The sequence below is a fragment of the Gordonia desulfuricans NBRC 100010 genome, from assembly GCF_001485495.1.
GTDB classification, from domain to species: domain Bacteria; phylum Actinomycetota; class Actinomycetes; order Mycobacteriales; family Mycobacteriaceae; genus Gordonia; species Gordonia desulfuricans.
Map to the genome: position 1 here is coordinate 1 of NZ_BCNF01000145.1, position 18,805 is coordinate 18,805.

15 protein-coding genes and 1 other RNA gene are annotated in these 18,805 nt (G+C 67.9%); 9 read left to right on the top strand and 7 right to left on the bottom strand.

Features of this window, described 5'->3' with window-relative positions; genetic code table 11:
* Window positions 1-69: 69 nt before the first annotated feature.
* From GD1_RS20795 to GD1_RS20820, 7 genes are all read right to left on the bottom strand, one after another.
* The gene (locus GD1_RS20795) at window positions 70-2,640 is read right to left on the bottom strand and encodes a DNA polymerase III subunit gamma and tau (protein ID WP_059039399.1); all 2,571 of its coding nucleotides are present in this window, start codon (window positions 2,638-2,640) and stop codon (window positions 70-72) included.
* 68 nt (window positions 2,641-2,708) lie between these two features.
* Window positions 2,709-4,235: an acyl-CoA synthetase gene (locus GD1_RS20800; protein WP_059039404.1), complete on the bottom strand. Its 1,527-nt coding sequence runs from the start codon at window positions 4,233-4,235 to the stop codon at window positions 2,709-2,711.
* A gap of 138 nt (window positions 4,236-4,373) precedes the next feature.
* Window positions 4,374-5,648, bottom strand: coding sequence for a glycosyltransferase 87 family protein (locus tag GD1_RS20805; protein WP_244882932.1), 1,275 nt, complete (start codon window positions 5,646-5,648; stop codon window positions 4,374-4,376).
* Window positions 5,645-6,925 (bottom strand): aspartate aminotransferase type Ic, encoded by a 1,281-nt coding sequence (locus GD1_RS20810; protein ID WP_053777042.1) that lies wholly within the window; start codon window positions 6,923-6,925, stop codon window positions 5,645-5,647. The genes GD1_RS20805 and GD1_RS20810 overlap by 4 nt, the downstream gene beginning before the upstream one ends.
* A gap of 84 nt (window positions 6,926-7,009) precedes the next feature.
* Window positions 7,010-7,104: signal recognition particle sRNA small type (gene ffs / locus GD1_RS24465), an RNA gene on the bottom strand.
* Between the two features lie 182 nt (window positions 7,105-7,286).
* On the bottom strand, window positions 7,287-7,787 hold the full coding sequence (locus GD1_RS20815) for a hypothetical protein (protein WP_053777041.1): 501 nt from the start codon (window positions 7,785-7,787) through the stop codon (window positions 7,287-7,289).
* Window positions 7,787-8,515 carry an RNA polymerase sigma factor gene (locus tag GD1_RS20820; RefSeq protein WP_373855346.1) on the bottom strand — a complete coding sequence of 243 codons (729 nt, stop codon included), beginning with the start codon at window positions 8,513-8,515 and terminating at the stop codon, window positions 7,787-7,789. Before GD1_RS20820 ends, GD1_RS20815 begins: the two co-directional genes overlap by 1 nt.
* Before the next feature lie 328 nt (window positions 8,516-8,843).
* Between GD1_RS20820 and GD1_RS20825 the strand changes: the two genes are divergently transcribed.
* From GD1_RS20825 to GD1_RS20865, 9 genes are all read left to right on the top strand, one after another.
* Window positions 8,844-9,332: an Asp23/Gls24 family envelope stress response protein gene (locus GD1_RS20825; RefSeq protein WP_059039400.1), complete on the top strand. Its 489-nt coding sequence runs from the start codon at window positions 8,844-8,846 to the stop codon at window positions 9,330-9,332.
* Window positions 9,332-9,706, top strand: a complete 375-nt coding sequence (locus GD1_RS20830) for a hypothetical protein (protein WP_174519090.1) — start codon at window positions 9,332-9,334, stop codon at window positions 9,704-9,706. Before GD1_RS20825 ends, GD1_RS20830 begins: the two co-directional genes overlap by 1 nt.
* Window positions 9,703-9,885: a hypothetical protein gene (locus GD1_RS20835; protein WP_053777040.1), complete on the top strand. Its 183-nt coding sequence runs from the start codon at window positions 9,703-9,705 to the stop codon at window positions 9,883-9,885. Before GD1_RS20830 ends, GD1_RS20835 begins: the two co-directional genes overlap by 4 nt.
* Window positions 9,878-10,993, top strand: coding sequence for a DUF6286 domain-containing Asp23/Gls24 family envelope stress response protein (locus tag GD1_RS20840; protein ID WP_059039401.1), 1,116 nt, complete (start codon window positions 9,878-9,880; stop codon window positions 10,991-10,993). Before GD1_RS20835 ends, GD1_RS20840 begins: the two co-directional genes overlap by 8 nt.
* Window positions 10,990-11,559 carry a hypothetical protein gene (locus GD1_RS20845; RefSeq protein ID WP_059039402.1) on the top strand — a complete coding sequence of 190 codons (570 nt, stop codon included), beginning with the start codon at window positions 10,990-10,992 and terminating at the stop codon, window positions 11,557-11,559. The genes GD1_RS20840 and GD1_RS20845 overlap by 4 nt, the downstream gene beginning before the upstream one ends.
* Window positions 11,560-11,619: 60 nt before the next feature.
* Window positions 11,620-11,817: a CsbD family protein gene (locus GD1_RS20850; protein WP_020793008.1), complete on the top strand. Its 198-nt coding sequence runs from the start codon at window positions 11,620-11,622 to the stop codon at window positions 11,815-11,817.
* A gap of 747 nt (window positions 11,818-12,564) precedes the next feature.
* A complete protein-coding gene (locus GD1_RS20855; RefSeq protein ID WP_238404191.1) occupies window positions 12,565-13,212 on the top strand; it encodes an amino acid hydroxylase in 648 nt (215 codons plus the stop codon).
* Between the two features lie 125 nt (window positions 13,213-13,337).
* Complete coding sequence (locus GD1_RS20860) at window positions 13,338-17,345, top strand: non-ribosomal peptide synthetase (RefSeq protein ID WP_059039403.1); 4,008 nt, start codon at window positions 13,338-13,340, stop codon at window positions 17,343-17,345.
* A gap of 46 nt (window positions 17,346-17,391) precedes the next feature.
* Window positions 17,392-18,342 carry an O-methyltransferase gene (locus GD1_RS20865; protein WP_244882934.1) on the top strand — a complete coding sequence of 317 codons (951 nt, stop codon included), beginning with the start codon at window positions 17,392-17,394 and terminating at the stop codon, window positions 18,340-18,342.
* Window positions 18,343-18,805 lie beyond the last annotated feature (463 nt).

Consider the following 18,805-nt stretch of genomic DNA (forward strand, 5'->3'; position numbering starts at 1 on the left):
CCTCGTCGGCTCAACCATCAACTAGCCGTGGATGATTGAACAGAACCCGCGTCGATGCCACTGCGGCACTCACTCCAGCGGCCGGGCTCCGAGTTCGGTCTGCAGCAGTTCCAAGGCCATCTTGTCCGGGTCGATCCGGGCGTCGGGAGTTGCGTTGTGCGCGTCGGCGACCATCTCGGCGCGTTCGTCGTCGGGGATGTCCTCGTCGGCGCGGGGCGGCTCGGGCTCCGGCCCCGGTTCGGGATCCGGCTCGGGAGCCGGTGCGGGAGCAGATGGTTCGCCGGCACCACTCTCCGGTTTCGGCTGTGACCGGCTCGGCCGTGAGAAGGTCTGCTTCTTGGGGGCCGAACGCTTGGCCGCCGGTGCCGAAGCCGCAGAGGCCACCGCGGCCGCCGACTGGTGGACGGTGCGCACGTCCAGTTCCGTGCCGAACACCTCCAGCAGCGCCTCACGCAGGATGGTGACCGCGTGCGGCGCCGACAGCCGGCCGACGAGCACCTCCACCGGATGCGCGAGCACCACGACGCCGTCCTGCAGGTCAGTGACCACCGCAGCCGACAGCATGGGTTCGAGACTCTTCGACCGCTCACGCACCGCGGACCGCAACTCCTGGAACCGCTTCTGCACGGAGTCCAGGCCGAGTCCGGCCTCGGCCTCCGGCTCGGGTTCGGGCTCGGGTTCTGCCTGCGGCTTCGGTTCCGCCTTGCGGGGTGAGGCACGCAGACCAGGCTCGTCCGGCGGTGCCTCGTACTCGTCGAAAGGTTCCTCGGGCAGGGGGATGTCGTCGTCGAAATCAGCGGAGATCGGCTCCGGCACAGCCTGTTCGGCGGCGGCAACCTTTGCTGCAGCCGCCTTCTCGGCGGCCTCCTTCTCGGCAGCAGCTTTGTCGGCAGCCGCCTTCTCCGCCGCAGCCTTGTCGGCGGCTTCCTTGTCTGCGGCTTCCTTCTCTGCGCGGGCTTGTCGCTCGGCTTCCTGGCGTTCGGCAGCCGCCTTCCGCTCGGCCTCGGCCCGATCGGCTTCCTGGCGTTCGGCTTCGGCACGTTCAGCGGCCACACGGTCGGCCTCGGCACGCTCGGCTTGGGCACGCTCGGCAGCAGCCCGATCGGCTTCGGCCTTCTCGGCCGCAACCCGGTCGGTTTCAGCCTGTTCGGCCGCAACCCGTTCAGCGGCCAGACGCTCGGTCTCCACCCGCTCGGCCTCGAGACGCTGGGCTTCCACGCGCTCGGCCTCGGCACGCTGGGCTTGCGCCGCCTCGCGTTCCGCCGCAAGATGTTCGGCCTGTACCTGGTCGGACTCGGCCTGCTCGGACTCGGCGCTCTCGGCCGCCTTGCGCTCGGCCTCCGCGTCCTCGGCGGCCTTGCGCTGCGAGGGACGCACGTACTTGGGCGGGGGCTCATCCCCCACCGGCGCCGACACCGGAGCAACCGGGGCCGACGCCGCCCCCGCACCCGCGGCCACCGCCGGACCCGCCGGCGCCCGCCCGACCGTCCCCACCCCGGCCTCGAGCTGTTCGAGTCGTTGCAGCACGGCGGCCTCCTCGGTGGAGGTGGTGGGCAGCAGCATGCGCGCGCACATCACCTCCAGCAGCAAGCGGGGTGAGGTGGTGCCCCGCATCTCACCGAGTGCGGTGTGCACGATCTCGGCGAAGCGGGTCAGCCCACCGGGCCCCAGGCGTTCGATCTGCCCCTGCATCCGGGCCAGCTGATCGCCTGGCGCCTCCACCAGACCGCGGTCGGCCGCATCCGGAACTGCTTGCAGCAGAATGAGGTCACGGAGTCGTTCGAGCAGGTCGACGGCGAAGCGACGCGGATCGTGTCCGGCGTCGACCACCTTCTCCACCACACCGAACAGTGCCGCGCCGTCGGCCACGGCCAGCGCGTCCACGGCGTCGTCGATCAGCGCGATGTCGGTGACACCCAGCAGGGCGAGGGCGCGGTCGTAGGTGACGCCCTGCTCGCCGGCACCGGCGAGCAACTGGTCGAGGATCGACAGCGAGTCACGCGGCGAACCACCGCCCGCACGGATCACCAGCGGATACACGTCGTCGGCGACGCGCACCCCTTCCTTTGCGCAGATGTTCTCGAGCAGGCCGCGCATCACCGGCGGGGCCAGCAACCGGAACGGGTAGTGGTGGGTCCGCGAACGGATGGTCGGAAGTACCTTCTCCGGCTCGGTGGTCGCGAAGACGAAGATCAGATGCTCCGGCGGCTCCTCGACGATCTTCAGCAAGGCGTTGAAGCCGGCGTTGGTCACCATGTGCGCCTCGTCGACGATGAAGACGCGATACCGCGATTCCGACGGCGCATAGAACGCGCGGTCGCGGAGTTCACGCGTGTCGTCGACACCGCCGTGGCTGGCCGCGTCGAGTTCGATCACATCGAGATTGCCGGGGCCGCCCGGCGCGAGGGCCACACACGAGGAGCACACGCCACACGGCGTGGAGGTGGGCCCCTCGACACAGTTCAGGGAGCGGGCCAGGATGCGCGCCGACGACGTCTTGCCGCAACCGCGCGGGCCCGAGAACAGGTACGCGTGGTTGATCCGACCGGAGTCGAGTGCATGACCGAGCGGATCGGTGACGTGCTCCTGACCTACGACCTCGGCAAACGTCGACGGACGGTAGGTGCGATACAGTGCCACGCGTCGAGACTACCGGCGAGCGCCGACAGCCCACCCGTCCGGTCCACAGGCCGCCGGCCCCGGCACCCTCACGCCGACGGGACGGCCGTGGTGTACTGCTCACGCAGCTGGTACTTGAGCACTTTCCCGGACGGATTGCGCGGCAGGGCGTCGACGAACTCCAGACGAAGCGGGAGCTTGTAGCGGGCCAGCTGATCGGCGGCGAACTCCCGCAACTCCTCCAGCGTGACGGTCTGTCCGGCCGCGGTGGCGATGACGGCGGTGACCGCTTCTCCCCACTTGGCGTCGGGCAGGCCGATGATCGCGATCTCGGCGACCGCCGGATGGCTGTAGAGCACGCTCTCGACCTCGGCCGGGTAGACGTTCTCACCGCCGCTGATCACCATGTCCTTGACACGGTCGACGACGTAGATGTAGCCGTCGTCGTCCTCGCGGCCGACGTCACCGGTGTGGAACCAGCCCTCGTCGTCGATCACCGCGGCGGTGGCGCCGGGGTTCTGCCAGTAGCCGACCATCACCTGCGGTCCGCGGACACAGATCTCGCCCGGACTCCCCTTCGGCACAACCGTATTGGTCGCGTCCACCAGCCGCACATCCGACAGCGGCAGCACCTTGTTGCCGGCCGCGCCGATCTTGGCGGCGGACTCGTCCAGGCCCATCACCAGCGCGAGCGGTGCGGTCTCGGTGAGGCCGTAGCCCTGGGCGAAGGCCAGGCCGCGCTCGGCGTAGCGGCGCATCAGCGGTTCGGGGACGGGTGCACCGCCGCACACCAGATAGCGCAGGCTCGACAGGTCGGCGGTCTCGTACTGCGGCACCTGACTCATGAACAGATACATCGCCGGGACACCGAACATCGTTGTGATGCGATGTGTTTCGATGTCGGCGAGGGCCTGCACGGGGTCGAAGGCCGCCGACAGCACCACATGCCCGCCCTTCTGCAGGGTCAGCAGGGTGGTGACGTTGAGCCCGCCGATATGGAACAGCGGCGCCGCACAGTAGGTGATGTCGCCGGCCTCCACATCCAGGCACAGCAGCGCATTCACGTTGTTCCAGAACAGGTTTCCATGGGTGAGCATGGCGCCCTTGGGACGTCCGGTGGTACCCGAGGTGTACATGATGACGGCGAGCTCGTCGGCGGCGGGGTGGGCGGGCTCGGCGATCGGCGCACTGCCGGCGATGATCTCCTCGGCCGGTTCCCATCCGTCGGCGGCGGTCACGACGACCTTCCGGGACACCGACAGCTCGCCGGCGACGGCGTCGACGGTCCCGGTCAGCGCGGCGTCGGCGATCAGTGTGTGCGCACCGCAGTCGTTGAGGATGTAGGCGAGTTCGCTGCCGGTGAGACGAAAGTTCAACGGCACGAACGTCGCCCCGGCGCGTGCCGAGGCGAACAGCGCGGTGAGGAACATGGGGTGGTTGGGACCCAGGTAGGCCACCCGGTCACCCGGTGTCACACCCCCGGCGACCAGCGCGGCGGCGAGCCGGTCGACCCGGTCGGCGAACTCCCCGAAGGTGAGTGTGGCGCCGTCGAAGGTGAGGGCCTGCCGGTGCGGACCGATCGCGGCGCGACGCGCGATCCAGGATCCGAGGTCCATGGTCTGTGGGGTGTCGATGCGGCTCACGGCGAATCCTCCGGGGATCGTGCGCGGCGCCGATCACGGCGCCATCAGATGTGGTCGGCGTCACTGTAGAACGCACACCACTCCCCCGTGTCCGATTTCGGTGAATCGGCCCTAACTCAGTGCTGCGGGCTCCGGGCGCGGCGTCCGGGCCAGCACCGCCAGGGTCGCGATACACGTCCCGAGGAAGATGACGTTGTACGGGAACACCAGGAACCACTCGGCCCACACGGGCCCCTTCTTGAAGAACAACCCCATGAAGTAGGCGTCCGGGACGGTGCGGTTGACGAACCACATCGGGTAGGCGAAATGGGTGCGCCAGGAGAACGCGATCAGGATCAGCAGCGTCAGTCCGACCCCGGCCAGGGCACGCCGCGCCACGCCGAGGTCGGTGCGCAGGACCAGATCGACGCAGATCACCAGGATCGGCACGAACCACACCCAGTGGTGGCCCCACGACATCGGCGAGACCGCACACGAGAGCATCCCGACGATGCTCACCGCGAGCAGTTCGTGCCCGGCCTGATGCGCCCGGACCGCCGCCCACATCCCCAGCACCATCGCGATCGCGACCAACGCCGCCCAGGCGAGGGTGTTGGGGGCGTCGGTGTGCACCAGATTCGCGATCATCCCGCGCAGCGACTGGTTGCCGAGGGTCTGCGGCGCCCCGACCCGATCGGAGTCGAAGAGCTTGCCGGTCCAGTAGTCCCACGACTCCCGCGGCAGGAACACCGCACCGACGACGACGGTCGCCGCGAATCCGGCCACCACCCCGGCCAGGGCACGCCACCGGCGCAGCACCGCGAAGTACAGGACGAAGATCAGCGGGGTCAGCTTGATCCCGCCGGCGATCCCCACCCCGACGCCCTTGAGCTTCGCGTCGTCGCCGCGCAGCAGGTCGGCCAGGATCAGCAACAGCAGGAAGACGTTGATCTGCCCGTACCAGACGTTGGTGCGCACCGGCTCCAACAGCAACGCCACCGCCACGAGAGCGATTGCCAGACAACGCAACGGCCACGTGGCCGACCGGCCCAGCGACCGGAACGACAGCATGATCACCAGATACAGCGCCACGAAGATGCCGACGCTCCAGACGATCCGTGCGACCTCGAAGGACATGAACGCGAACGGCATCAACACCAGCACCGAGATCGGGGCATAGGTGTAGTCCATCTGCCCCAGCAGCTTGGCGTCGTAGAGGCTACCGCCGTCCCAGACCGTCTGTGCCCCACCGCGATACACGTCGAGGTCGAGCTGGTAGTCGAACAGTCCCCAGAACGGCGTCGAGAACGGGAGGATCGCATGCTGCAACCACACCGCCAGGCCGGCCAGCGCCAGCGCGGCCACACACGCCAGGATCTGCCTGCCGCGCGGGACCCGCGACGTCACGAATCGTGGTGGGCGAGCAGGGTCTCGGTGGCGGCGAGCAGCACGCAGGTGGCCACCCCGTCCATCGCGACCTCGAGATCGGCGGTGCTGGGCAGGGTGGGTGCCAGCCGGATGTTCCGGTCGTGCGGATCATTGCGGTACGGGAACGCCGAACCGGCTGCGGTGAGCGCGATCCCGGCTTCCTTGGCCAGCGCGATGGTGCGCTTGGCAGCACCGTCGGGCACGTCGAGGCTGATGAAGTAGCCGCCCTCGGGCTCCGACCACGACGCGACCTTGGACTCCGAGAGCCGCTTGTCGAGGATATCGAGGACCAGCTTGAACTTGGGTGCGATGATCGCGCGATGGCGGGCCATGTGCTCGCGGACGCCGTCGGCGCTGCCGAAGAACTTGGCATGGCGCAGCTGGTTGACCTTGTCGGGACCGATCGTCGCGAACGAGATGTTCTTGCAGAACCAGTCCATGTTGGCCTTCGACGACCCGAGGAATGCCACGCCGGCCCCGGCAAAGGTGATCTTCGACGTCGAGCCGAGCACGTACACCCGATTGGGATTGCCCGCCGCAGCGGCCATCTCGAGCACCGGCAGCGGAGTGGGTGCCGCGTCGACCAGGGTGTGCACCGCGTACGCGTTGTCCCAGTAGATCCGGAAGTCGTCGGCGGCCGGCATCGACAGCAGCCCGCGGGTGACCTCCTCGCTGAAGGTCACGCCGGTCGGGTTGGAGTAGGTGGGGACGGCCCACATGCCCTTGATCGACGGGTCGGCGGCGGTCAGCGCGGCACATGCGGCGACGTCCGGGCCGTCGGGATTCATCGGCACCGGGATCATCTCGATGCCGTAGTGCTCGGTGATCGCGAAGTGCCGGTCGTAGCCGGGAGCCGGACACAGGAACTTGACCGGGCCGGCGCCCCACGGCTGGGTGGAGTCGGCGGTGCCCTTGATGATCGCGAAGGTGGTCAGGTGATGCATCAGCTCGAGGCTGGAGTTGCCGAAGGCGATCAGATCGGCCGGGTCGACGGCGAGCAGCTCACCGAAGATCTCGCGCAGTTCGAGCAGACCCTTCACCCCGCCATAGTTGCGGGTGTCGGTGCCGTCGGCGGCCCGGAAATCGGCGTCGCCGGGCAACGCCAGCAACTCGTTGGACAGGTCGAGCTGCTCCGGGGCAGGCTTGCCGCGGGTGAGATCGAGCTCGAGCCCGGCAGCCTGCAGCTGCTCGTAGAGCTTTCGGAGTTCATCCTGGGTTGCGCGGAGTTGGTCGGCACTCTTCGAGTGATAATTCAACGCGTGACCTCTCGCCGAGCCTGCGCGGGATGGTCGCCCACCCCGCACGGCTTCGCAGCAATCTGATGAATCCGGGGGTTTTTGTATAGGGGACCCCGCGCACCCGAGAGAGCCCGTTGACCCTTGCTGCCTTCCGGCCCTGGGGGAGTTCACAGGATGCACGCCGCGCGGGATCCGTGGACAAGTGTAGCGGGCACTCCACGCGGAACCGAAACCGGCTACCGATCGCCCCGTCGGACCGGGACGCGCGGCGGCCGGAACAGGGGGCACACCGTGCGGCTTTCGGGCATTCGGGCCGTGCGGTCGGGCGATACCGAGCCGGTCTGTTCGGCAGGGATGACGCCGGATCGCGCCACCGGACTCAGTCGGCCGCCGGACTCTCCCACCAGTCGCGGGTCTCGAGGTCTTGCCAGCGGACGTCGATCCGGGCGGAGGCCGCGCGGGCATGCTCGGGACCGAGCAGATCGGCCAGCACCGTGCGCGCGACCTCACGGACGTCGTCGGATCTGTCGGGGAGGATGTCGCCGTACCGGGCGATGAGTCCGACGCGCAGGCGATCGACGGCATCGTCGTCACCGTCGACCGAGACGAAGACCACCAGCCGGCCCAGCGCCCGGCGGATCCCGACCGCCAGGATCTGCTTGAGCACACGGTCGGAGACACAGACCCCGACGGTGTCGGTGTCGAGCGGACGACCCGGCCGTAGCACCGTTCCCAGGTCGGCCGTGATCGCCGCCACCAGGCGACTCGCATCACTGCTCAGGTTGCCCAGTTCGCGACCGGCATCGACGAGCCAGACGTCGGTGCGGTCGTCGTCGATGCGGCCGTTGGCGAGGTCACCGGAAATTCCACGATGGTCCATCACCGGACTCCCTTCTCGTCCGTCTCCCCCACACCCCTGCCGCCCGTGCCCTGTTCGTCTGCGCCCTGTTGGTCTGCGCCCCGCACGTCCGGGACCTGTTTGCCCGGGACCGCTTTGTCCCCGGCCTGTTTGCCCGGGACCGTTCCGCTCGGGACCCCGGCCCCGGCGGGTCGTTCGTCACCGGTCGGCCGCCACGGGGCCAGCCGCGCCGCGAGGTATTTCCGGGTTCGTTGCAGATGCCCTCGCACCGATCCGACCGTGATCTGCAGGACCTGCGCGATCTCGGCGAGGGATAGTCCCTCCACCTCGCGCAGCCACCACACCGACCTCGACACCCACGGCAAGGTCGCCAGTTCCGCGCCCAATGCATCGACGAGCGCGTCGTGCAGGGCCTCATCCGACGGTAACGGAGTACCCGCCGCCAGATCGACGAATCGTTCGGATTCGGTGGGGATGTCGCGACGTCGCCGAAGGTGGTCGATGGCCTTGCGGTAGGCGATCGAGAACATCCACGTCTTGAACGTGCTGCGAAAACCGAAGTCCGGCAACCCTCTCCACGCATCGAGGAGCACCTCCTGGGCGATATCCTCGGCGGACTGCGGATCATCGACCAGCCGGTGGAGATAACGCAGCAACGATGGCGAGAGCCGCCCGATCAGTTCGGTGAAGGCCTCGGTGTCACCGACCGCGGCCGCCGCCGCCAGTTCGTCGGTGTCCAGTTCGGCCAGCACCAGCACCGGCGCGTGATGTTCGAGGTCCACGTCCCCCCTGCCGACGTCGCAACAACTGTGATGTAGATCACCATTACTTGTGCGTGCACATTCCGGTTCGCGTACGACTAACCCTATACCGGCGCAGTGCACCGCCGGTGCAGTGAATGCAATCCCGCCGGTCGCACGAGCGTGAACCCGCGAAAGGACCACCCGATGACGATTCACGTCGGGCACCGATGCGTCTCGAGCGACATGCGGGGAGATCGCAACAGATACTGGGACAAGAACATCCGGTAGCAGCAGTATTCAGGGCACGATCCGGAACGAGGACACAGGAGTCTTGATGAGCACCACGACCGACCCCACCACCGCCGAGACCGGCACCGGTAAGAACACCTCCGGCAAGAGCTCGCCGGGCAAGGATCTGGCGTTGAGCCACTCGTCCGACGAGCGCGGGTCGACGTCCATCGCCGACACCGTCGTCGCCAAGATCGCCGGGATCGCCGCACGCGAGATCGACGGCGTGCACGACCTGGGCGGGGCCACCGAGCGGGTCGTCGGGAAGGTCCGCGACGTGCTGCCCGGCACCACCGTGAACACCACCCAGGGCATCAACGTCGAGGTCGGCGAGCGTCAGGCGGCCGTGGACGTGTCCATCGTCGCCGAGTACGGTGTGGCGATCCACCGTCTCGCCGCCGCGATCCGCAGCCACGTCATCGATGCGATCGAGTCGATGACCGGACTGGAGGTCACCGAGGTCAACGTGACCGTCCACGACGTCCACTTCGCCGACGACGACACCGACACCCCGGATTCACCTCGGGTCCAGTGATGTCCACCGGCACCGAGAAGTCGGTTGCCGAACAGATCGCCGACGCCGTCCTGGCCGTCGACGGTGTCACCGACCTGTATGGCGGTCTGTTCGGGGAGATCGCCACCTATCTGCCCGGTGGCCGGGTGACCGGCGTCCAGGTGGACGACGAGCGCACCGAGGTCCATGTGATCCTCGATCTGACCTGCGATCTGCGGGCGGTGGCGGCCCAGGTGGCGGCCACCACCCGCCAGATCACCGGCGGGCCGGTCTCGGTCACCGTCGAGGACGTCAGTACCCCGGCGCCGGCCGACACCGCACCGGATCCCGACCCGGCCGCACCCGACCCAGCGGACCCGCCACCGCCGGACGTGAAAGAGGTTGACCCACAATGAGTGACAATGCCAAGACCGGACTCCTCGTCGGGCTCCTGCTGACCTTGGTCATCACCACCGGTGGTTTCACCGGACTGTTGCTGGGCGTGGTGCTCGGCGGGATCGGACTGGTCATCGGCCTGCACCGCGACGGTGCGATCGACCTCGGTGCGCTGCTGCGGAGCCGTAACCGTGGCTGAGATCGTCACCGACTCCGCACCGCCGGGCACCATCCCGCCACCCGGCGGTGTCGGTGATCCGGGTGGCGGTGAGCCGGGTGAGATCGGCGAGCACGGTCACTCCGACCGCGGCGACCTGATCATGCGCGACCGCGTGCTCGAACAGATCGCCCGGCGGGCGGTCCTCGACATCGACGGCGTGGTGGCGAGCACCGGCCGCGCAGGAGCCCTGCTGGGTGGTGTCGCCGCACTCGGCGGCTCCTATCCCAACACCCGGGTGGACGCATCCGGGGCGGTACCGGCGATCGAGGTCACCGTGGCGGTCACCTGGCCGTGCGAGGTGGCCCGGGTGTGTCGTGACGCCGCGGCCAATGTCGAGCAGGAACTGGAGCGGCTCACCGGGATTCGTCCGTCACGGGTGGATGTGGGCGTCGGTCGGATCGTCTCCGACGAGCGCACCGCACGCAAGGGTTTCGCCGTACTGCCGCCCGCCGGCGACGCCGACGCCGAGTCGGCCGAGTCCGCCGAGTCCACCGACGCGACACACCGTGGCGACGTCATCGATATCACCACCGACACCACAAAACGGAAAAATGCTGCACCGGCGGCATTTCCGGGAGCTGCCATCGCCGGTGCGGTGATCGGGGTGCTCCTGCTCGGGCTCGCCGCGGTCGGCATCCACGACCACATCGTGCGGTTCGGCTGGGTCGAGGGCACCCCGTGGACCGAGAGCACCGCCCGCTGGGTGGCGTCGAGTACCTGGCAGAACTGGATGTGGGCGGTCGCGGTGGTGTTGGTGATCGTCGGCCTGTGGCTACTCTGGCTGGCGGTGAAACCGCGACGCAAGACCCACATCCGACTCGCCGACTACGAGGTGATGTGGACCCGCCGTGGCGATCTCGCCCGTCGCGTCAGCACCGTGATGCGATCGGTGCCCGGGGTGGCCCACGCGAGCACCGTCGTGCACCGGCGCCGCGTGAGCACATCGGTGACGACCGACGTCCCGGTCGACCGGGCCGTGCTCCACTCCGCGGCCAACGACGCGGTGTCGGCGGTACGGCGCACGCCGCGCATCAGGATCCGGACCAGATCCGTCCACTCACAACAGACCGAAGGTGCAGACACATGAACCGGGGACCCGTTGCGCTGCATCGTTTCACCGTCGGGTTGATCGGATTGATCTGCCTGGTGGTGGGTCTCGGTGCGATCGCCCACCAGGCCGGCATCACCCCGGTCACCGAGTGGGAGGACCGGTTGGACGCCTCGTGGGCCACCACGGCGATCGACGCATCCTGGTGGTGGGCGGTCCTTCTCGGCCTGGTCGTCGTCGGCCTCGTCTGGGGAGGTCTGCTGATCGCCACCGTGTGGCGGCCCGGGAAGGCCGACGAGCTGACCATGCCGTCATCGGCGCCCGGGCAGATCACCGTGCCACCCAAGCTGATCGCCGGGGCCGTCGCCGAATCGCTGTCGGCGAACCCGATGTTCGGCGAGGTCGCCGCCAAGGCGGTCGACGACCGGGGCCGCCGGCTGATCCGGATCGAGGTCACCGTGTCACCGGGACACTCCTACGACGAGGTCGCCGCGGCACTGGCACCCGAGGTGCGCAATGTCCGACAGGCCGTCGAGGGCGCCGACATCGGCGTACAGGCCTTGGTCCATCTCGAGCAGCCGACCACCACACAGACGAAACGATGACCCGGCAGATATCGGAGACCACCTGCGAATCCGTGGGGGAAAAGAAAGAAAGGGAACATCATGGGACTCGATGACAAGATCTCGAACAAGGTCGAGGACGCCAAGGGCAAGGCCAAGGAGGCCGGCGGCGAACTGACCGGTGACGAGGATCTGAAGAACGAAGGCAAGGCCGACCAGGTCTCATCGGCGGTCAAAAAGGGCGTCGAGGACGTCAAGGACGCCGCGAACAAGGTCAAGGACAAGCTGACCGGAGACTGACGGCAAGGGAATCCGACCCTGTCACAATCGAGCTCGGCGCGCACGCACAGCGCGCCGAGCTCGACTCTTCCGGGTGCGGAGCGGCGACGGCAACCCCGCCGCCGTCGCGAGGGGGCCGCACCCGCCCGCACCCGACGTCCCCCTCGACGTCGCGGAGATCGTCTCCTCCCCAACATATTCGGATCGGAGGAGACTCCGCCCACGGCGGCGCTGCGTGCGCCTGATGTGCATACGGCCGGCGAATGCTCCGACCCGGCGATCACACCACACCGGCCCGACGTCGCCCAATCTGGCCAAACGGTCATAACGGCGTTGTGCGCCAACAGGTTCGACACCGAACGAACTTGTAGTACCTTGGCAAGTACCGATACCACTGGACAACGGATCGGAGGTGAGCCCGGCCCGATACAACCTCCTGGTCCACCCTCCGCGGAACCGCGGTGATCCTCGCCGACAAATCCGCGTCGTACGCTGGACCACGGACCGGCGAGCAGTTCCGGACAGTCATCAAAACTTTGGTCCCCGACAAGAGCTTTGGTCCCCGACAAGAGCTTTGGTCGCCCACGAGAGCGCTGCCCCGACAAGCACCATGCCAAGAAAGCACTTGTACCAACAGGCACTGCCCATCCGACGACGTTGCCCCAGGCGCCCCACTCGCCGACTGGCGAGACCGGGAGACCCGGAACGGTCCACGACACCGACTCTGCCGGTCCTCACCGACTCGGCGGAAAGGAGTTCGCAATCGTAATGGCCGACCTCGACATCCGAGCCGCCCGGGAGCGCGCTTCACGCGCGCACCGGCGCGGACTACCCGTACCGGCGTTCACCTACACACGAGAGGAGGACGCGCTGTGGTCACGGGTGTTCAGCACACTCGACGGGATGCACGAGGAGTTCGGCTGTGCGAGCTACCTGTCGGCGGCCCGGCGCGTGCCACTGCCGACGCACCGGGTACCGCAGTTGGCGGACGTCTCACGCACGCTACACGCGCTGACAGGTTTCCAGTTGGCGCCCGCAACAGGTTCCCTGCCGGGACGCCAGTTCTACGGGCCACTGGCCGACGGCACACTGCACGCGACCCCGAATGTGCGTCCGACGGCCGAGGAGTCCTTCTCACCTGACCCCGATGTCATCCATGAACTGGTCGGGCACGCGGTGATGCTCGGCGACCCGGAGTTCGCAGACCTCTACCGCCTGTTCGGTCGCGCCATCAACCACGCCGACTCGGCCGAGGCGTGCACGGCGATCGCACGAGTGTTCTGGTTCACCATGGAGGTGGGCCTGGTCGCCGAGAAGGGACGGCCACGGGCGACCGGTGCGGCGATCCTGTCCTCGGTGGGCGAGATGAACTCGCTCGCCGACGCCGACCTGCGGTCTTTCCGAGTGGGTGAGTGATCGAGTGCGACGTCGACGACGGCCGGTGTCAACCGGTGCTCTTCGTCGCCGACTCGGTCGACCACATGCTCGACGTGGTCCGACGGTTCCTCGTCACGACCAGCGGCGAGAACTGAGGAATCACGGTGCCCCACAGCCCGACCGCCGTATGGCGTGATGACCGAACCGTCACCGACCCGGGACTCGTCGAGTTGTCAGCAGCCCAGTCCGAACTGTGGCTGGCCCAGCAGGTTCATCCGACGGTGCCCTTCGCCATCTCGCAGTACTTCGATCTCCGCGGCCCGGTCGACCTGGGCCTGCTCGAGCAGTGCACCCGCCGGGCCGGACACGAACTCGAGTCACCGCACGTGCGATTCACCGTCGTCGATGGTCGACCGCTGCAGTTCGTCGACCACGGCATCGAGACCGCGTTCGACCGAATCGACCTCACCGGGTACCCCGACCCCGACCGCGTCGCACACCGGTGGATGCTCGAGGACACCAACCGGATCATCGATCTCACCGGCGGCGATGTCAGCAAGGTGGTGCTGTTCGTCCTCGGGCCCGACCGATACCGGTGCTACGGACGCGCTCATCACATCGCGGTCGACGGCTACGGTGCCGGCCGCCTGCTGGCGCGAGGTGCCGAGCTGTATTCGGCGGCGGCCGAAGGGCGCCCTGCGGCACCGTCGGGCGCGCTGTCCGTGGCCCGCATCGTCGCTGCCGAGCGGCGCTATCGGTCCTCACCACGTTTCGCCGACGATCGCGAGTACTGGCGAGAACACCTCGCCGACCTGACCCATGTCACCAGCCTCGGGGAGCGCCACACCGCCCCCTCCTCGAATCCGCATGTCGTACAGGAAACTCTCGATGCACCTGCGGTGTCCCGGATCGAGGCCGTGGGCCGACGCAGCGGCGCCGGGATGGCCGAGGTCCTGGTGGCGGCACTGGCAGCATTCCTGGCACAGATGACCGGCGACGGCGACGTCACGGTGTCGCTGCCGGTCGCCGGGAGGATCACGCACGCGCTGCGTCGATCTGCCGGAATGGTGTCGAACGTGGTGCCGGTACGAGTACGCGGAGTTGCCGACTCGTCGATCGACGACATCGTGCGCCGGACGCGTGCCACCCTGGTCGGGGCTCTGCGCCACCAGTTGTACCGCCACGAGGACCTGCTCCGCGACCAAGGAGTGGGAGTCGCCGGCCGCAACGGGTATGGCCCGCTGATCAACGTTCTCACCTTCCCGGAGCACATCGGTTTCGGTGCTGCCCGTGGTCGGGCCCATCTGCTCTCGGCCGGCCCGGTCGACGACCTGACGATCAACTGCTACCGATTCGGCGACGGCCCCCTGAACATCGACTTCTTTGCCAATCCGGGACGGTACGGCGCCGAGGAACTACGCCAGTACCACCGCCAGTTCCTCGACTGTCTGTCCCGGTTCCTGCAGGCATCCGGCGAGCAGCGTGTGCTGGACGCCGTCACGGCCACCCGAAGCATCGCCGCGGCCCAGCCGCTCCGCAGCGGGCGGTTGCTGCCCGATCTCCTCGCGGCCGGAGTCGGTTCCGGCGCGCGGATCGCGGTGCGAGCGCAGGGACGTTCGCTGACCTACCGCGAACTCGACCAACGGACTGCACAGTGGGCACGCGAACTGATCGCCCACGGAGCCGGTCCCGAGGTGGTCGTCGCGGTGGCCCTGCCCCGGTCGGTCGAATCGGTTATGGCCCTGTGGGCCGTGGCCCGAACGGGCGCGGTGTTCTTCCCGGTGGACCCGAGTGGGCCACCCGCCCGGCTGCAGGGCCTGTTCGCCAATTCACAAGCCGCCATGGGTGTCACGCACCAGCGCTGGCGTTCCGCGCTGGACGGCACCGGGGTGGCCGACTGGCTGGTCCTCGACGACGAGTTCACCTCGGCCGCCTTGACCCATCCGGTGACCACGGTGACCGACGCGGACCGGATACGGCCGCTGCGGGCCGCTCATCCGGCCTACCTGATCTACACCTCGGGTTCCACCGGGCAACCCAAGGGCGTGCTGACCACCCATGAGGGCCTGGCGGCGCTCGGCGACGACCTGATCGCCCGGTACCGCATCGATCCGACGTCGGTGGTCCCGCAGACCCATTCCCCCTACTGCGACGCATCGATGCTGGAGTACCTGTCCGCATTCGCTTCCGGGGGGACGCTGGTGATACCCGAGCCCGAGGTCGTGGCAGGCGAGCGCCTCGCGCGGGTGATCACCGACCATGCGATCACCCATCTGATGCTCACCCCGGCCATCCTGGCAACGCTCGACCGGGATCGGCTGACCTCGCTGCAGACCGTGGCGGTCGGCGGGGATGCCTGCCCACCGGCGCTCGCCGACCATTGGGCCGCCCGGGTGGCCATGTTCAATTCCTACGGCCCCACCGAGGCCACCGTCGTGGTGACGCAGACCGATCGGATGGTGCCGGGGTCGGCGGTCAGCATCGGGCGGCCGCTGCCGGGCGTGCAACTCTGCGTCCTGGACACCCGCCTACGGCCGGTGCCGCGCGGAGCACGCGGGGAGCTCTACCTTGCCGGCGACGCCACTGCGCGCGCCTATCTCCGACAGCCCGCGGTGACCGCACAGTCATTTGTCGCCAATCCTCACGGCCCGGAGGGCACCCGGATGTATCGGACCGGCGACGTGGTGCGCGAGCGACCCGACGGCACCCTCCAGTACCTCGGGCGCAGTGACAACCAGATCTCGCTTCGCGGGCAGCGCATCGAACCCGCCGAGGTCGAGCGCGCACTGGCCGACGATGACGCCGTTGTCCACGCCGCCGTGCGCATCTGGAGCTCCGAGACACTCGGCGACCGGCTGATCGGCTACATCGTCGCCGCCGACACCGCCACCGACCGGAGCGCCGTGGTCACGAGACTGCGGAAAGCGCTGCCGGCGGCCATGATTCCGGACGCGTTGATGATCGTTCCCGAGATACCGATCAACCCCAGCAGCGGTAAGACCGACCGGTCGAAACTGCCGGATCCGCGGACGGTGGCGCGCCCGGAGTTCCGCGAACCACGAACGACCGTCGAACACAGTGTGGCACTGGCGATCTCCGAGGTGACCGGGCAGTCCGACGTCGGGTTGGACGACAACTTCTTCGAACTGGGCGGCAACTCACTTCTGGCCGTCGACCTGTGCCGGCGGTTGTCGGAGGAGACCGGTGCGGACGTCACGATGTCCATGCTGTTCACCCCGACGGTGCAGACCATGTCGACCGCCATCGACCGCGCGACTGCAGCGAGCCGCGCCGCAGACACCCGGGGCGCAGGGGATCTCGGCACAGGGGATCTCGGCGCAGGGTCCCACGGTGCAGGGGCCACCGACGACCATGGGAGCGAGGTCGATCTGGCCCTGGCGACTATTCTGCCGCTGCGCGCGACCGGCGTCGGGACGCCCCTCGTCTGCCTTCACTCCGCTGTTCCCCTGGCGTGGTGCTACACCGGGTTGTTGCCGTACATCGGGAACCGGCCGATCTATGGAGTGCAGACACCGGCGATCGCAACCGGATCGGAGTTCGGTCATACCGTGGACGAGTTGGTCGAGATGTATCGGCGTGAACTGACCCGTGTGCTGCCGCGGGGACCCGTCCATCTGCTGGGTTGGTCTCTCGGCGGGCAGCTCGCCCATGCTCTCGCAGAAGGACTCCACGCCGACGGCCACCCGGTGGATCTGGTCGTGATGCTCGACAGTGTTGCCTTCGCCGAGGGTGTTTCGCCGCCGCCCGAGCCCCCGACGATGCGTGATCTGGTGACGCACCTGGAGGGCAACGAGTCGGAGACCCCGGACACGCGACCTCTCACCGTCGACGGCGCCGTGGCGACGCTGGCACAGAGCAGTGGGCCCGGGCGGGGACTGACCAGGACACAACTCGAACGGCTGCACCGAGCGTACGTCGCGTGCGTGATGATGTCGGCGTCCTACCGGCCCTCACCCGTCGACGCCGATCTTCTCTACTTCTCCACACGGCGCGGTATCACCGCCGGCCTCACCGGCGAGATGTGGCAACCGCACTTCTCCGGCCACATCATCGAGCACGACGTCGACGTGAGTCATGCCCAGATGACCAATCCCGAAGCCCTCGCGGTCATCGGCCCGATCCTCGATGGGGAATTGCGGAGGCGGCACTGATGTCGAACGCGGCGGGGCCCGTCAGATCACCCTCCGGGCGGCTGGGGTGGTGTCCCCCAGCACTGCCGCGGCGTTCACGGTGGCGGGCGCCTCGGCGGCGCTGCTGATGGTGGTGCGGCGCACTCTGCCAGGGTGGCCTCGTTGGCTCCGGTCCCGCGCGGCAAGGATGGTGCTCGGCGTCGTCGCGCTTCTCGCCCTCGCCGTCGGCGCCAACGAATGTGCCGGCAAGCCAGTGGTATTCCTTCGATGGTCGTTCCTTCGCTTCGTGTTCGCACTGAACCACATGGGGGCCACTTGGCAGGTCGGCGACGGCCGCGAGAAAGCACTCGCCGACTACGTCTGCGCGCACGCGCGCCCAGGCGACGTCGACGACGCCATCCGGGTGATCGATGACTTCTGCTACCACAAGAAGTACTTGATCAACATCGGCGACGAGAAGGGACAGCTCCTCGACGACGCCGTGGCCGCCGCACGGCCACAACGTCTCCTTGAGGTCGGCACCTACTGTGGCTACAGCGCACTCCGCATCGCCCGGGCGATGCCTCCCGATGCCCGGCTGCATTCGATCGAGTTCAATGCCGCGAATGCGCGTATTGCGCAGCGCATCTGGGACCACGCGGGCGTCGGTGAGCGGATCGTCGTGGTCGTCGGCACACTCGGCGACGATGACAAGACCATCAAAGCCCTGCGTGAGGAACACCGGTTCTCCCCCGGTTGCCTCGACTTTCTCTTTCTCGATCATGAGAAGAGCGAGTACCTTCCCGACCTCCACCGAATCCTCCAGCATCGTTGGCTGCATCCCGGATCCGTGGTCGTCGCCGACAACGTCGGCTACCCGGGCGCACCGGAGTACCGGAACTTCATGCAGCAACACGAGGGACACGACTGGCTAACCCGCACGCACAGATCACACGCCGAATATCAGAAGCTCATTCCCGATACGGTCCTCGAATCGACCTACCTCGGTCAGACGACACAACCACCACATGTTGATTGATCTCGAACACACTTGATGATTGAGCCAGGACCACCATTGCTGCTTGAGCCGGGACCCCGTTTGTTGATTGAGCCGGGACCGAGCGTAGCGAGGACCCGTGTCGAAATCTCCGCAGCAAACACTGGGTAGCAACCACCCCCGAGGTGGTCACGTCCCCGAGCCCGTCCGTCTGAGGTTTCGACACGCCTCGTCGCTTCGCTCCTCGTCGGCTCAACCATCCACTGGGCGTGGCTGATTGAGCATTCCGTTGGTGATTGAGCCGGGACCGAGCGCAGCGAGGACCCGAGTCGAAATCTCCGCAGCGCACGCTGGGTGGTGACCACTGCCGAAGTGGTCACGTCGACGACGTCGGCCGTCCGAGGTTTCGACACGCCTCGTCGCTACGCTCCTCACCGGCTCAACCACCCACTGGCCGTTCGCGATTGAGTAGCACTAGAGCCGAAAACCAACCACCCCAAACCCC